Source organism: Sulfitobacter sp. W074 (assembly GCF_025142275.1).
Taxonomy (GTDB): Bacteria; Pseudomonadota; Alphaproteobacteria; order Rhodobacterales; family Rhodobacteraceae; genus Sulfitobacter; species Sulfitobacter profundi.
Genome location: NZ_CP081130.1, coordinates 2,017,868 through 2,033,526, shown reverse-complemented (window position 1 = coordinate 2,033,526; position 15,659 = coordinate 2,017,868). Strand labels below are relative to the sequence as shown.

The window sequence follows — 15,659 nt, the reverse complement described above, 5'->3', positions numbered from 1 at the left end:
CGCCAACATGGTTGCTCTGAAGTCCATTGCAGCCGCCAATTCCATGTTAATTGAGGCATCTTTCCATGTCAGACTCTCCTAAGACCGTGACGATCAACCTTTCTGAGCCAATCACGTACAAAGAGCAGACCTACACATCGCTCACCTTCCGCCGGCGCAAGGCAAAAGACCTCGTCGCGATGGACCTCGTGAAGGGCGAAATGCGAAAGCACATGGCTATGCTCGCCTCAATGGCCGGTGTGCCGCTCCCCGTGATCGAGGAGCTCGATGCCGAAGACTATGAAGCGGCATCGAAGGAGACAATCGCCGTCATGGGAAAGTCGGTAGCGAAGGCCGTGAAGGACGCCGAGACGGCGGCGGCCAAAGCGGAGGCGGAGACGGAAGAACTTTCCGACGCATGATGTGTGAGATCGGGCGGTATCTGAACCAGTCTATCAACGATGTGAGTGACTGGACTGACGACGACTTCCTTCTGACCCACGCTGAAATCAACCCAATCCTTGAAGCCGAACAACCTGGAAAGGAGCGCTGACGCATGGCCACACTTACCTCTCAGCTCATCATGCGCTTGGTTGACCAGGTTACCGGTCCGGCCAAAAGTGTGCAGCGCGCCATGAAAAGCGTGGATGGCGCAATCGAGCGGAACAACCGCGCCATCGCCCAAACACGTGGTGCCTTCGCGGCCAGCGCTGCCGCCGCTGCAGCCGCGGCCTACGCCATTGCACAGCCGGTGAAAGCCGCCATGCGCTTTGAAGAGGCGATGGCTGATGTCCGAAAGGTCGTAGATTTTCCAACGCCTGACGGGTTTCAGAACTTTCGCGACGAACTGTTCGCCCTGAGCCGTGAAATCCCGATGACGGTTCAACAACTGGCCGAGATAGCTGCTGCAGGGGGCTCGTCTGGTCTCAAAGGCGATCAGCTGATCAAGTTTACCGAGATGACGGCAAAGATAGGTACGGCATTTGACATCAGCGCGGAATCGGCCGGCGGGTTCGTGAACTCAATGCGCAACGCGCTTGCGCTGTCTCTTGATGAAACCATGGGGCTGTCTGATGCGATCAACCATTTGACGAACAACATGGCCGCGACCGCGCCTGAGATGACGAACTTCATGACGCGTATCGCAGGTGATCTCACTGCTGCGGGCTTTGTCGCAGAAGAAGCCGCTGCGTTTGGCGCCGCAATGCAGGCTTCTGGGCACGGCGCTGAAGTCTCAGCCACGTCCTTCCGGAACATGGCGAAAGCTCTGACGCGAGGCGAAAGTGCTACAGCACGTCAAGTTGCCGCGTTCGATCGGCTCGGCCTAAGTGGTTCGGATGTCGCCAAGCGGATGCAGCAGGATGCAGTTGGCACCACGCTCGAAGTCATCGACGCGATCGGAAAGCTGCCAGCTGAAGTGCGTCAATCGACGATGTCTGACCTGTTCGGCGATGAGGCGCGGGCCTTGACCGGCCTTATCACAAATACCGACTTGCTGCGTGAGGCCCTGGGCTATGTGGCTGATGAATCGCAATATGCAGGCAGCGCTCTTAAAGAATACGCCGCACGCTCCAAGACCTTTTCTTCGGACCTACAGCGTTTCCAGAACATCGTGGCCGAGCTATCGATCACGATAGGCGAGGCGCTTTTACCCGCGCTCTCGGATACGATGGAACAGATCAAGCCGTTCATCCAAGCGCTGATTAAATGGTCGCGTGAAAACCCAGACCTGGTCCAAAACATCGTGAAAATGGCTTCCGCGCTTGCTGGGATGCGGCTTGCATTTCTTGGCCTGAAACTGGCTGGGCTTACAGGCAAAGGCGGCGTTCTTTGGGCTTTGTCGCACGGGCTGACGGCGCTCTACGGGGCTGCGCGTGGTGCATCAGCCATCGGGAAGGCCGCTCGCGAGTCGCGCCGCCTACAAGAGGCCCTTGCTGCGATGAATGGCGTTAAGATTACGCGTTTGGACAAGATCAGGGCATCGGTGGCCGGGATCGCCCGACTGACAGGTCTCACGGCGGTCGCAGCGGGCTTTTCGGCCTTCGTGGGGGCAGTGGGTGTCATCTCCGCGCCGGTTTGGGGCGCCATTGCGCTTGCCGTCGCGGCGATCGGTGCCGCCGGCCTTGGGATCTACAAGAACTGGGATCAAGTTAAGGCAACGGTATCCGGCGTAGCGTCCGCCATCGGGGATCGTTTGCAGCCGGTTCTTGATGCATTCAAACCGGTCCTGAAATGGTTGGAGCCTCTGACCTCCAAGGTGGGTGAAGCTTTCAGCGGTCTGGGCGCAGGTGTGGGGGCTGCAATTGAGGCGGTAAAGTCGTTCTTTACAGGCGGAATTTTTGACCAAAACGTTTTGACCGAAGAGGAGAAGGCGCGTGTAGCAGGGAACGCCCGGGACATGACTAACCGCATCCTGGATGCGATCGGTGCTCTGCCGGGAAAACTATGGGACTTGGGTGGCCAAGCCATCCAATCCCTGCGGGATGGCATGGAGGCAAAGGTTAAATCTCTGATCGAATGGGTGAAGACGATCCCCTCGAGGATCGCAAAGGCCATCGGAAACATCGATCTCAGCAATAGCGTGACCTATACCAAGCCGACGATGCGCAACGCTAACCCGACCCCGGGCGCCAATGATCTCCTGAACAACTCGCACGCAATCGGCAAGAAGGCCCGCGGCGGTCCAGTGGTCGCCGGACTTCCCTATCTGGTCAATGAAGGGGTGCGATCGGAAGTCATGGTGCCTTCCGCTTCTGGGGGCATTCTTAACGTGCCGCAGGCGCAGCTCGCGATGACCAGGGCGCTGCGCGGGTCTTCGCGCAGTGGTGGGTCTCGTGGCCCTGCAAGTGTGACCTTCGGCAATATCATCGTGCAGGGCGGCACGAATGCGAGTTTGGACGATCTGGCACAGGCTTTTGGGCGTCAGGTCCAGAACGCCTTTGGCTCTCACTTCGCGGATGAGTTTTAACATGGCAGTCTTGATGGCGCTCGGTCCCTTCATGTTTGAGGCAAAAGGGTTTTCTCTCGCCGATCGTGGGCGCAATCTCGATACGCCATGGGCGTCGATCGAGGTCGCGGGCGGCGAGGATCGGTTGCAATGGTTGGGCGGCAGTGGCCGATCAGAGACAATCCGAGGTGTTCTGTTTAGCGAGTTCGGGGGACAGGCGACCCTCGATGGCCTTAGTCGAGCCGCTAGCATGGGGGTCATCCTGCCACTGGTTGCGATTGGCCTCGCACCTAATAATGTCTTTGGTCCGCATGTCGTGGAGGGCGTGTCAGAGGATCACGGCTTCATCGACGCAGGCGGGAGGCCTGCCCGCAACGCCTATAGCCTCAAAATCCGATCCTACGCGGGGCAGCCAAATTACACCGGCGCGGCAGCGCAATTCGTGCAGACGTTGTTTGCATGAAGACTGTACGCGCCACCCAAGGCCAGCTGGTCGATGAAATATGCCGAGAACACTACGGCGATGAAAGCTCTTATGTCGAAGCGGTTCTCAACGTGAACCCTGGCCTCGGGGCCTTGGGGCCGGGATTGCCCGCCGGAACGTTGGTCTGTCTGCCGGATGTGACCGCAGCTCAGGATGCGCGCCAAACTGTGACATTGTGGGACTGAATCCATGACGCCAGGGATGAAGATTGTCGTAGATGGCCGCGAGGTCGATTTTAGATCGCGCCTTCAGTCGGTCGAGATTGTGGATAAAGAGGGCGTATCCTCGGATACGATCAACCTTGTCATCGCGAATCCGGATCAGGCGTTCCCCCTGCCGCCGAAGGGCGCAAAGATTGAGGCGTGGATCAACGGCGATTATTTCGGCAGCTATACGGCCGAGACGGTCTCTGCTTCTTGTTTCCCACATGTAATCGAGGTGACGGGCAAGGCTGCCGGTTTCAAAGGAAAAGAGAAAGAAACAAGAGAACGGCACTGGGACAACTCCCAGCTATCCAAGATCGTGGCCGATATCGCAGAAGGCCTCGGTCTCTCAGCTTCTGTCGACAGCGTCGTTGGGGCTCACGTTTATGATTGGGTCGGTCAGGTGAATGAAAGCTCGGTAGCGTTTCTCGAGCGGCTGGCGAAACGTCACGATGCGCTGTTTTCGATCAAGGATGGACGCCTGATATTCGCGGCGCGAGGGGCAGGCCGGTCACCTTCGGGTGTTGATTTAACCAGCAGTACAATCACATCCGCTATGATCGTGCCCAATACCTGCCGGTTCGAGTTCAGCGATCGTAGCCAATATTCCCAGGTGACAGCTCATTACACTGACCGGGCAGCCGGGGTGCGCAAGGAGGTCACGGTCCCGAGCGATAAGGCTGGCACGGCGATCTGGCGGATTGGTGAGCCGTTCGCTGATGAGGCAGAGGCCACGAGCGCCGCCAAAGCAAAGGCTAAGGATATGCGGCGGCGGCAGGCAAAGTTCAGCGTCGAAGTTGTCGGCAACACCGCGTTTCGCGCGGGCGCACCCGTCCAGTTCGTCGGCGTGCTGCGCGAGATCGAGGATCAGCCGTTTATTCTTGAAACCGCGACACACACCGTGAGCAAGGCTGGGTATCGTACCCGCCTTGATGGCCACGCTAAGGTCTGAGGATGCCCCAAATGAACAATCTTTCATCGCTCCCGTCGGGGACGCCCTTAACTGTGTTCGAGTGCGGCGTGCTGGAAGCTAGCAGTGTAATGGAATTGGGCGCGACGGGTAAGCTGCGCGAAGAGGTAATTCAATGAGCCGTTTTTCTTCCTCCACATTGGACCTGTCGCGGTTTCCTTCCCCCTTGGCCATTCGCGGCTTAGATTACGAGGCCATTTTGTCCGCGCGCTTGGAGGCACTGCGGGTTCGTTTCGACGCAGCTGATATCGAGGTGAACGCGCTTGGGCTCGAGTCCGAACCCGCCGTCATCATTGAGCAGTCGGATGCCTACCGCGAACTCCTAGCATTATCGGCAGTCAATGACGTGGTTCGTGGTACCATGATCGCCTTCGCGGCTGGGGCCGATCTCGATCACCTGGCTGCCTTTTATGGTGTTATACGCCGGGTGATCACTGAGGCGTCCGGCTCTGCGCCTGCTGTCATGGAAACCGACGCGGAGTTGCGCCGTCGCACTCTGCTGGCTCCGGAGGCGTTTTCGAGCGCGGGTGCTCCGGGGGGCTATGTGTTCCATGCGCTCGGGGCCGACCCGCGCGTCCTTAATGTCGATGTCTGGTCCCCAATGCCGGGCCATGTAAATGTCGCTGTGCAATCGCGCGAGGGTGATGGTGCCGCGCCGGATGATCTTCTGGACGCGGTGCGCGCGCATCTGTCGCGCGAGGACATCAAGCCGCTGACCGACATTCTCAGCGTTCGCTCGGTCGTCAATGTGCCATACGATGTCGTCGGGACCGGCTACGTCCTGCCGGGGCCGGATGCTCTGGCGGTTCGGGACCAAGCCGTCGAGGCGATCAAAGCGATGGCAGCGCAGCGGCGCACTCCCTCTCGCGATCTGCCGCGCAGCGCGGTGATCGATGCGGCCAGCGTCGGCGCGATGGACAAGGTGATTGTTTCCTCGCCTGCGGCCGATATTGCCCGCGACTATGGCGAGGTCGCGGTTCTAAACTCTATCGATTTCGAGGTGGTCAGCTATGACGGCTGATCTGCTCCCCCAAAATGCCACGCCACTGGAGCTTGCCTTCGATGCCGTCTCGTCGGATCGGTGGGGCGCGTTCGATGTGGACGTGGTTCGGCGCTTCCGCGATCCGTGGGCATGTCCGGCGCACATGCTCAATTTTTTGGCCTACGAGCGGTCGGTCGATATCTGGGACGTGGATTGGTCGGAAGAAAAGAAGCGTTCCGTGATTGCGTCGGCTCCGGCCGATCATCGTAAGAAGGGGACGCTCGGGGGCGTTCGGCGCTATGTCGAGATTGCCGGGGGTGAAATCGTCCAGACGGTTACGCCTCCCGAGGGCGTCTATGCGGCGCCTGATCTGTCGGCCGAGCAATGGCAGACCTACCTTGACCGGCAGCCGCGTCTGCGCATCAAGCTGGCGCGCGGCACAGATACCTGGACGGCGCCGCTGGGGCATTTCGCGGACCATGCCTACTCGGACGAGGATTGTGTCGACATAAACAAGGGCGCACATCTGCGCGCGCGACAAGCGGTGCTGCGCGAGCGCAAGGGCGCAGCTGACCAGCCGATCCAAATCAGGCGGGTCGAAGCCACCAGCGAAACCCGAACCGGGGTTCTGTTCGAGCAAGTGATCCGCCCAGCTGATGATCCGCTCGCGATCTTCGCGGGCGAGGGGTTCTATTCGGAGCTCTTTGCTGAAGCTGACGAAGTAGCGCAGCGTACCTATTCCTTCGCCATCGACCGGGCGTACAAACATCGTGAAGCCGTGGCGTTTCTCGATACGGTTCCGGTCGGGTATGAGCCGCGGGACACGCGCTACTATCGTGAGAGCGAAACAGCCCTGGCTGATGAAGGTCATTTCTCGGATGATGCTCTGGCAGCGGATATGTTTGTCACCAAGGATATCGCTGACGATCTTCTGGCCGATGTGCTCTACCTTCATAATCCGGATGTGAACGCACCGCTGGTCGATGGCGGCAACAGCTATGCGGATCACTGCCGATCTGATTTCCCGCTCTACACCGCGCAAATGATCATCCGTTTGGACGAAAAAGGCGCGCAAGATGACACCTATGCCGGCCGCTCCTTCATCGGTGAAATGAGCGCGACCGAGGAGGTCAATGCCGCGCGGGATCGTGTCTCTCGATCCGTCCGGTCCTCCAAGTCTTTGCGGGATCAAATTCTCTACACTCATCAAACGCTCCGGCCGCGAACGCTCGCGGATGGGTTCAGCCTGAAAGAAGGCCAGCGTCTCGGTGGGTATGTCGCAAACGCTCTGTAACAAAAGGATCGCCCCATGCAGCGCAAAGTTAATATCACGCCGAACCAGAAGGTCACGACCGAGGACTTCAATAACTTCGGTGCGTTCCCTCGCGCCTCTTTTGATACGCTCCATCGGGACGCAATCGATCACACGGTTAAATATGCCGGGTTCGCTACGGTCCAATCCGCTCCTGCCGAGGTTACTGTCGGCGCTGGGCGCATGTATAAAAACGGCGAAGTCTTTTACCGCGATGATGAAGGCGGCGTGTCCCTCGATATGCTGTCGGACCTGCCTGCGGTGGCAAAGCGCATCGCCATCGTCGTGGCCTATGGCAATCAGGTAGATACGGATTTGGAGACCCGGTCGATCCTGACCGACGCGGCCACGCGTCAGATCGAGGGGCAGGAGATCGCGACTGAAAGTCGCCGGGTTGCTTATCTGGACGTGGTTTATGGGCAGGAAAACGCCACGCCTGTGGCGCCTGCGATCTCGTCTGATTTTGTGGCTGTCGCCGAAGTGGTGCTTACGCCGGCCGGGATCGAGAGCATTCGAGCTCTCACCGCCAACCAGCTGCCGTCTGTGCGCAAAAACAAGGAAGCGATTACGGTCATTAACAACCGCCTGACCGCTATCGGGCCGGAGCTCGACACTGCGAAGTCGAACATTGCCGGGCTGGGTGCCGCGATGCGGGGGAAGGCGAACGTGGGGTTTGTCACCGATCTGGCCATCGACGTTGCCAACGTGAAAGAGGAAATCGGTCTGCCGGATGATTACACCGCGTGGGGTACGGATCACTTTCTGACCACGGACGAGATCGATACCGATCATCCCGATTTCAACGCCACAATTCTGGAAGGCGGGCGCTTCCCCTACGCGGCGCAGGCAAACTTGCCTATCGCGCTGAACAACCCGCTTGAACCCAAGGTGACCGTCCATGACAATATGGCCGTCCCGAATTTTGCTGAGCAGAAGTTGCTTTCGGTGACGGGGCGTGATGGGGAGTATTCGCTTGCGGACACCACCATCGAAACCGTCGAAGTGCGGGAGTTGACCCGAACCCGGACGGTGGTCCGCTACCACGAAAGCCAGCAAGTCTGCACAAACTCCGCGTTCTGGCGCAATGGGCAATATGACCCCATCGAGGGCATCTTCCGCCGTGCGGGGGAAACCTACGAAGTTGAAAATGTAGGGAACAACATTGAACGCCAAGGTCTGACGCACTGGGTCCGGGTTCGCCGCTACACGGAGGAGCAATTCGAGGAGCCGTTTTTCGACCGTGTCGTGAACACTGAGAATGTCTCCGGCTCCGTGGTAGGACAGACGATCTTGCAAGGTAGCGATGGTTATCTGACCAGCCTGAACCTGTTTTTCACGCGCAAGGCGGTAGCCGGTGAGGTCCATGTTATCATCTCGGAAACCAAGGCCGGCGCGCTGGACCTGAAACGCACAATCGCCCGAAAAACTCTTGCGGTGGCGGATATCGACGCGGACCCCAACGGGGAAACCGCTACGAATATCAACTTCGGGGCGGTGCCGGTGCAGAAGGGCGCGCGCTATGCCGTTGTGGTCATGTCTGCGGGCGCACACTTCCTCGCCACGGTCGAAGGCAACAAGCTGGCAACTGGCGGCATCTTCTATGTGCAGGACGGCGAAATCGAGCAGGGCGATGCGAATGTGGACCTTGCAATGGAGGCGTTCTTCGCTGAATTCACGGCGCCCATTCTGCAGGTCGAGTTGTCGCCTCTGAGCCTCGGCGGCGGTATCGACATGATCGATATCAACGCTGACACCACGGTGTTCGAAGGGACGCGGCTTGAGTTTCAGGTGCTGATCGCGGGCGAGTGGAAAACGCTTTCCCAAGATGATGCGATCCTCGCGACCCGTCCGGAGTTCGCCCGTTTCCGCGCCATGTTCATTGGGACCAAGGATATCATGCCGGCTCTTGGCGTGACGGCGGCGCGTTCAAATGTTGAAGTGTCGCGGCCGGGTTCGGCGCGGACGATTGTGTCTGCCGAGCGGACCATGCCAGCGGCCGTCACAACCGTGACCGTGCGTGTCCGCTACGAAAATTGGGACGACGCGCACAACGCCAGCACCGTGACCTTGCTGCATGGTGCGGGGTTCAACACGGAAGTTACGGCCGATGCGAGCATCGACACCGTGGCGCCTGATGATGCCGGCGCGATGATCCGCGAGCTGTCCTTCACTGTTCCGTCGATCACCTCGTTCAAAATCAAGGAAGTCGGCGCGACGGATGATAGCCGCTTCGCTGACCACGTAGCGCGTCTCGCCTATGTGGCATTCGCCTAAAGGAGCATGAGCAATGTCGATCAAAATCAAAAACGTAAACGACGAGGAAACCTACCACGTGACGCTTCTGCGTCCGGTTCGGGTCAACCGCACCTTTTTGCGACCCGGCGCGGTCGTGAAAATGAAGGGGCTGGTAATCAAGGAGCACGAGAATGACATCGAACGCGTTCAGGCAGCCGCTATCTAGCGCACTCAACATCGACGGGCAGGAGCGCTTCGACTTGGCTTTCCTGCGCCGGCTGCTGCAAGCTATCGATGTGCGGTTGCAGCCGTTGCAGGAGCAGCAGGCATCTGCCGAGGATTTGCTCGATAACCTGCAAGGGCTCACTCTTGATCGGATCAACAACATTTTGACGCCTGCGATCCAGCAGGTGTTTGAGTTGACCAGCCGTGGGTTCTTGATCGCTAACTCCGCGACTGAGGCGACGATTGCTATCGGGGATGTCCACACGTTCATCGTTGGGGATGAAACGGAGCGGGAGTTATTCACTCCCTCTCCGTTCACCGCTCTGACGCGGCTCGGAACGACCGAGGACTACGGCATCGCTCGTACCATTTCCTATGATCAAGAAACGGGGGAGTACGAGTGTCTAGTGCTTTCCGTTTATGGGTCAGGAGGACCGCACTCGGATTGGGTGATCGGTGCCTTGGCAGGCTCCACCATCGCCCAGTATTCGCTGTTCGCAGACGCGCAGGTGCTGCGTGAAGCGATGAATTCCGAGAGCGCGGAAGCCGTCGAGGCGGCGCGTGATTGGGCAGAAAAGCCTTCAGCCCCTGATGGTGCTGATACCATGAGTGCGCGTACCGCAGCCAAGTTGGCTACGGTCGCTGCATTGGCCGCGGATAAAAACCGGGTGGGGGCTCAGGCTTGGGCGGAAAGTGATGCCGAGCCCCAAGGCGTTGCCGGCGCGAAGAGCGCGAAGGTTTGGTCTGAGCGCTCCCACTCATGGGCCGAAGGCACGGAACCGGGCGGCGTTGGCACGAAGTCATCGAAGGAGCATTCGGTTGACGCCGGTCAAAAGGCCGACGAGGCAGCTGATAGCGCAGCGATGGCGGCGCTGTATGACGGCGTGTGGCTGAGCAACAGCGCGGCAATCGACACCAACGAAACCTTGTCCTATGGCCCCGGCGCTTCTGGCGTGTCTGAGGGTGACACCGTACAGACTCGGGAGGACAGGTTCAGCTTTCGCGTGTTAGCGGAAGACGCTGACCCGTTTCACGCGACGACCAACCCGACAGGCTACCACCGCATTACATCGGGCGGGGTGAAGTTGCGGGTGCTGCCGGGGGCGGATGGTAGCAAGAGTGTGCTTGCATTTGGTGCCACAGGAGCCGGGATCGTTACGGAAACAACCGCTCTACAGACGGCACTTAATGTTGGCGGCAAGGTGCTATTCCCGGCTGGCTATCTGTTCCAATCCGCGCCACTGACAGTCTCGAGCGACACGACGGTCATCATTGACGGCACCTTACGCATGGCCCCCAGCCAACCCGCCGGATCGTCGCTTTTGTCCAACTCGGATCAGGTTGGCGGCAATGTGGGCCAGCGGATCATCGGCAAGGGAACTCTAGACGGCAACAAGGCGAACCAATCAGGGACAACCAACGCCGTCTGGCACAATCTGGTGGACATCGACAATTCGCCGGGCTTCGAGTTCGCGGTTGCCAACATCAAGGGCAACTACTTTCCCACGGCCACCCCATCCGACAACACGACAGGGGCGGTCTATGTGCGAAATTCTCCCGGTGCGAAAGTGCATGACAGCCGCGCCGATGATTACGGGCGAGAGGCGTTCTGGTGCCAGAACTGCGACCGCTCGCAGATGCGCAATCTGGAAACATATGGTGGCGTCGATAGCTGGTCTGGAATGCAGCAATCGGGGGATTACTGCCAGTCGAGCGGCTGGACCTCAAAAGATGCCGGGGCGTCCGGTGCATCCTTCGATTGCCGCTGGTCGAGCCTTGAGGGCGTGACCATCCATGCCAACGCGTTTTTCAATGGCCTAAATATCGGCCATGCGGGTGTCCCCGGCGACGGCAGCACGATCAGCGGCGTGGTCTGCGTGGGCAGTGCAGGAAACGGCATCAACTTTGGGGCATCGACCACAGGCGTCACCCTATCCGGTTTTACCGTCAAAGACTGCGCGTCAGAAGGTGTCAATTGCTCGGATGGGGCGAACAGAATTACTGTCTCCGATGGCCTGATCGAAAACGCGGGGTCGGATGCGTTGAACCTGTTTGCAACAGGTGTCGTAGCCGCAAGCGTGTTCAACGTGCATGGGGTCGAGGTCGTGAGCGCCGGGGGCTATGCGATCAGGGCAGACGGCTGCACGGTCAATGCGACAGGCGTTTCGGGTAAAGGAACGGCAGGTGCAGTGGGTCGCTTTAACGGGGCGTTTGTGTATCCGAGCGGGTGCCACTTCGACCGGGAAGTCGCTAAATATGCGTATCAAGACGTAGCGGGCCGGGGGGCTGGTGGCACGGTAACGGTTACAAATGCCAATATTACAGCGGCCACACTCGTTACAATCCAACCTGCAAATGCAAATGGCGCGGCGGCGCAGCCCTATGTCTCGACGGTCAATGACGGTTCGTTTGTGATTACTACAGTTAATAACGGCGCGTCGGGTGCGGGTGTCCGGTATTGGGTGGGCTAATGCTCGCCATATGCGATGCCGTTAGCCGCCGCTTGTGCCGCTGGCTGACAGGCTGGGACATGACGCTGTGCGCCAAAGCTATGACCGGCGCTGCGGTAAACCAATCTAGGAGGCTATTATGCCTGAAGACTACAACATCAATGTAACCGCCGAAGATGGCGATGTGGATGCCATGCGCAATCTTCTGGATGGCCTGCTGCGAGGGCCGAAGTTCGACACGGTCGCCGACATGCTGGCGTCCGAGCGTCCGGCTCTGGCGGATGGAGAGATTTGGGAGGCGGCGGGCTTCCGATATGAGGTAGCGGACCCGAGCACCCCTGTCGTCAATGGCTATCCCTGGACGACAGCGGGCGGGGTGAAGCTGGAGGTGCTGGAAGGGGACGCAGAAGCTTTTGGCGTCAATGGCGACGTGGATACCTCAAGCGAACAACGATCCTACATTGCCCGAGTGGTGGCTGACGGTCTGACGTATCAACAGCCCATTTCCGCTCTAACCGATGTGAACATCATTGACCCGTCGGTAAAACGGGCAGACTTCAGAAATACTGGCAGCTGCGGGATTGCGCAACTGCGAAAGCTGGCCTCTGACCCAGAAGTGGGCATTCACTTTATTGGAGACTCGGTGGCCAACGGTTTCAGCACCACAGGCCAAATTCCCGGAGATGCGCGTCACTCTTACGCTTGGCCCAATATATTTGCATATGGCTTGCGCCGCCGTGAGGCTCCGTTGGCGCAACATGATCCAACCTTTAACCCTTCGGTTGCGGGTGCGTCACATGGATCATTTTCGGGCATTCCACTAGGCGCTCTTGACGACTTCAACGGGTTCCTTGACCAAAGCGTTATCGCCTCCAGTGGTGCGGCAGCGGTTAATTATTGTGAACTTACAAAGCCGATTGAGTTTGACCTGCCGAAAGGCGGCAAATGCGACATCCACGCGCTGAAACTTTCGGGCCATGCGCCGCTTGTGAATGTTACCATTTCCCTGAATGGGGGGGCGTTCTTTGCACCCGCTCTAGGCGATGACTTTCACATTGAAGGCTTCACCGACTCAGCACAGCTTGATTTTACCGCCGCCAAAAAACAGCACTATATTCTGAAGCTGCGGTACGGATCAGCCAAGAAGATCACTGTTCGTTTTGAGCCGACGAGTTCTGCGCGTCTTTTCTTCCTGACAGGTGCAACGAGAACAACCACCGCAACAATCTACATGCCGAAGGTCAACACTGTAACCAAAAACGCTTTTGATGTTTACGGCCCAACGCAAAAGGTCTGCGCTCTCGCCAATCAAGGGGCGTACAATACCGCGACAATCAGCTATCTCGGAAACGAGGGGCAGGGGAATTTCTCGGTGCGGTTTATGATGGATGATAACACCATTGTTGCGCCTTCAACCATTACCGGCTTGGGCTATCTGGATACTTTCGGTGCTGGGGGCGGCGGCGACCTTGACACCATCGCGACTGACACGCTCGGCATCGGTGCCAGTGGTGTGCAGAAATATATCACCCGGTCATATATTATGAATGACAAGAGCGACCTTTCTGAGCAAGGCGTCGTTGGAGTTATTGTCTATACGACCTCTGGAAATGTTGCCATCCACGACATTTCATTTCACGCCATCGTCAACAATGAGGGCGTGTCTGGCGAAACCACTGCAACCTATTTGTCTGGCGAGATTGCTCGCGTGATACCCTACGTTAAGGATGGGGATGTTGTCGTAATTGCGACAGGCATCAACGATTGGGAAAGTCAGGAAGCCGCAACCTACGCCGATCAGAAGAAGAACCTCCGCGACTTGGCGGCGGCTGTGTCAAGTGTCGGCGGCATCCCGGTCTTTATGACCAATACGCAGGTGCAATATTCGACAACTGTTGACGCTCAAATGAACAACCGGGGCATTCGGTTTCAGGACGTACAGCAGGCCATTGCCGATGTTGCTAACCATACAGGTTCACCGCTGATCGACTTCAACTCAGTCTGCCAAGAATTGCCCGGTTGGAATGCGAGCTTTATGGCCGACAACCTGCATCCGAACTATGACGGCCACATATTTATTGCGAATTGGCTGCTGTCCCGTTCGGGCCTCCCTGAATATGCTTCTAGCTAGGTCACGACCATGCCACCCCCTGCAAAGTACTCTCCCGCCGCTTGCGTCGGTGGGTGACGGCTGGGCATGAAATTCCACATCTGGAATATTTAGGTGCCGCATTCCTCGCCGAGATAGGCGGCGGGGAACCCGCCAGAGGAAAGGGCGCTGCCTCGCGCCGATGATTGCTGCAACTGTCGGCAATTGTTGAGGCGAGATAAATGGCATTCCTTCACGGCGTTGAAGTGATCGAGGTGGACACCGGCGCGCGGCCGATCTTGAACACATACGCTCGAGCAATGACCGACACTTCCAACCCAACCAGTCAGAGAGGTGCCGAATGACCGGTGACCCGCAGCAATCAACCCTGTCGGGTTACAAGATCGAGCAGCTCGAAAAGTCGGTCGCGGAGCTTCGTGAGGCAAACACAGTCCTTGCGGCAGAGTGGCGAGCTGACAACCGTGCGCTGCATGACGAGATCACCCAGATGAAAGAAGCGGAGGCCGCCAAGGAGCGACAGCTGCTGATGGTCGGCATAACGACGCTGGGGGGTATCGTGGTGACGCTATTCGGCGTTCTCTGGACATATCGATCGGTGATTTTCAAATGATGCGAGTGTTTGGCTTTCTCGCGATCTTATGCGTTGCGCTTTCCATTGTGGTGGCGCTCACGGCCTTCAGATATGAGCGCGTGGACAGGACGCAGCCAGTTAGCGGTTTCGGCAAAGTGGAAACCCTGAAGAGCCCAATCGTTGCTGGTGAGGCTCTGCCAGTGCGCATCTGGCGTGAAAAGGCGCGTGGCGATTGCCCGGTGGTCTCCGAACGCACCGCGATCAGCCAAGATGGCGTGGTGTACGACCTGCCGGATGCGGAATGGTCAGGTGGAGCTGCGGACGATCCATATCTCGACTACCAATATCCGACATTGCCTTTCATGTCCGACGGGGAATATCAGCTGCGGGTTGATCTGACTTACTCTTGCCCTGGTGGGCTTACGTTCAAGTACACGCAGCCGCCAGCGTTCTTCAGGATCGCAGACTAACTACCCCAAACATCATAAATCCATGCCCCGCCTGCGGGGTTTCAAAAATTGGAGAATGCTTATGAAGATCAGCGATAGCGGTATCCTTGAGATTGCCGAACATGAAGGAATTGTGCTCGGCCCATATCGGGACAGCGTGGGAGTCTGGACCGTGGGCGTAGGCCATACGGCTGCAGCGGGCGGTCTCAACCCTGCACAAATGCAGCGTGGTATGCCTGCGGACGTAAGTGCTGCTGTTCTGGTTCTTCTGGGGCTTTTCGATGAGGACTTGGATAAGTACGAGGCGCGCGTGAATAGCGCAATCAAGGTGCCGTTGAAACAGCACCAGTTCGATGCGCTCGTGTCTTTCGACTTCAACACGGGTGGCATCTACCGGGCTAAGTTGACCGAGGCGATTAACCGAGGCGATATGCGTGGAGACGGCTTCATGGGCTGGCTCAAGCCGAAAGAAATCATCAGGCGACGCAAGGCTGAACAGGCGTTGTTCCGCACTGGCGACTATGACGCCAACGGCGACAACATCCCCATTTGGCGCGTCGATGAGAGCGGCAACCTGCGCGGCATCCTCAAGACGATCAGCGGCGCGGAAATGCGTCGGCTCATGGCCTCCGCCGGATCGTCCCGGCCAACCTCCACCGCACCGCCAGCCACAGAAACACCCGCTTCCCCATGGTGGGCGTCGATCATCGCGGCAATCTCACGCATCTGGAAAGGAAAATAG

At 58.3% G+C, this 15,659-nt stretch carries 14 protein-coding genes; all 14 read left to right on the top strand.

The window, feature by feature from the left end:
* Window positions 1-65: 65 nt before the first annotated feature.
* The 14 genes from K3762_RS10035 (at window position 66) to K3762_RS09970 (ending at window position 15,659) form a co-directional block, all read left to right on the top strand.
* Entirely contained in the window at window positions 66-401 is a 336-nt protein-coding gene (locus K3762_RS10035; protein ID WP_260009267.1) for a phage tail assembly protein, read from the top strand.
* Between the two features lie 134 nt (window positions 402-535).
* Entirely contained in the window at window positions 536-2,947 is a 2,412-nt protein-coding gene (locus tag K3762_RS10030; RefSeq protein ID WP_260009265.1) for a phage tail tape measure protein, read from the top strand.
* A 1-nt stretch (window position 2,948) separates the two neighbouring features.
* Window positions 2,949-3,389, top strand: coding sequence for a phage tail protein (locus K3762_RS10025; protein WP_260009263.1), 441 nt, complete (start codon window positions 2,949-2,951; stop codon window positions 3,387-3,389).
* On the top strand, window positions 3,386-3,595 hold the full coding sequence (locus K3762_RS10020) for a tail protein X (RefSeq protein ID WP_260009262.1): 210 nt from the start codon (window positions 3,386-3,388) through the stop codon (window positions 3,593-3,595). The genes K3762_RS10025 and K3762_RS10020 overlap by 4 nt, the downstream gene beginning before the upstream one ends.
* A gap of 16 nt (window positions 3,596-3,611) precedes the next feature.
* Window positions 3,612-4,565 (top strand): phage late control D family protein, encoded by a 954-nt coding sequence (locus K3762_RS10015; protein WP_260009260.1) that lies wholly within the window; start codon window positions 3,612-3,614, stop codon window positions 4,563-4,565.
* 133 nt (window positions 4,566-4,698) lie between these two features.
* A complete protein-coding gene (locus K3762_RS10010; protein WP_260009257.1) occupies window positions 4,699-5,604 on the top strand; it encodes a baseplate J/gp47 family protein in 906 nt (301 codons plus the stop codon).
* Window positions 5,594-6,859, top strand: coding sequence for a phage tail protein I (locus tag K3762_RS10005; RefSeq protein WP_260009255.1), 1,266 nt, complete (start codon window positions 5,594-5,596; stop codon window positions 6,857-6,859). The genes K3762_RS10010 and K3762_RS10005 overlap by 11 nt, the downstream gene beginning before the upstream one ends.
* 15 nt (window positions 6,860-6,874) lie before the next feature.
* Window positions 6,875-9,151: a hypothetical protein gene (locus tag K3762_RS10000; RefSeq protein WP_260009253.1), complete on the top strand. Its 2,277-nt coding sequence runs from the start codon at window positions 6,875-6,877 to the stop codon at window positions 9,149-9,151.
* Between the two features lie 13 nt (window positions 9,152-9,164).
* Window positions 9,165-9,338: a hypothetical protein gene (locus K3762_RS09995; RefSeq protein ID WP_260009251.1), complete on the top strand. Its 174-nt coding sequence runs from the start codon at window positions 9,165-9,167 to the stop codon at window positions 9,336-9,338.
* The gene (locus K3762_RS09990) at window positions 9,304-11,808 is read left to right on the top strand and encodes a hypothetical protein (RefSeq protein ID WP_260009249.1); all 2,505 of its coding nucleotides are present in this window, start codon (window positions 9,304-9,306) and stop codon (window positions 11,806-11,808) included. The genes K3762_RS09995 and K3762_RS09990 overlap by 35 nt, the downstream gene beginning before the upstream one ends.
* A 118-nt stretch (window positions 11,809-11,926) precedes the next feature.
* Window positions 11,927-13,918, top strand: coding sequence for an SGNH/GDSL hydrolase family protein (locus K3762_RS09985; RefSeq protein WP_260009247.1), 1,992 nt, complete (start codon window positions 11,927-11,929; stop codon window positions 13,916-13,918).
* 319 nt (window positions 13,919-14,237) lie between these two features.
* Entirely contained in the window at window positions 14,238-14,507 is a 270-nt protein-coding gene (locus K3762_RS09980) for a hypothetical protein (RefSeq protein ID WP_260009246.1), read from the top strand.
* Window positions 14,504-14,938 (top strand): hypothetical protein, encoded by a 435-nt coding sequence (locus tag K3762_RS09975; RefSeq protein ID WP_260009238.1) that lies wholly within the window; start codon window positions 14,504-14,506, stop codon window positions 14,936-14,938. The genes K3762_RS09980 and K3762_RS09975 overlap by 4 nt, the downstream gene beginning before the upstream one ends.
* Before the next feature lie 61 nt (window positions 14,939-14,999).
* Window positions 15,000-15,659, top strand: a complete 660-nt coding sequence (locus K3762_RS09970; protein WP_260009236.1) for a lysozyme — start codon at window positions 15,000-15,002, stop codon at window positions 15,657-15,659.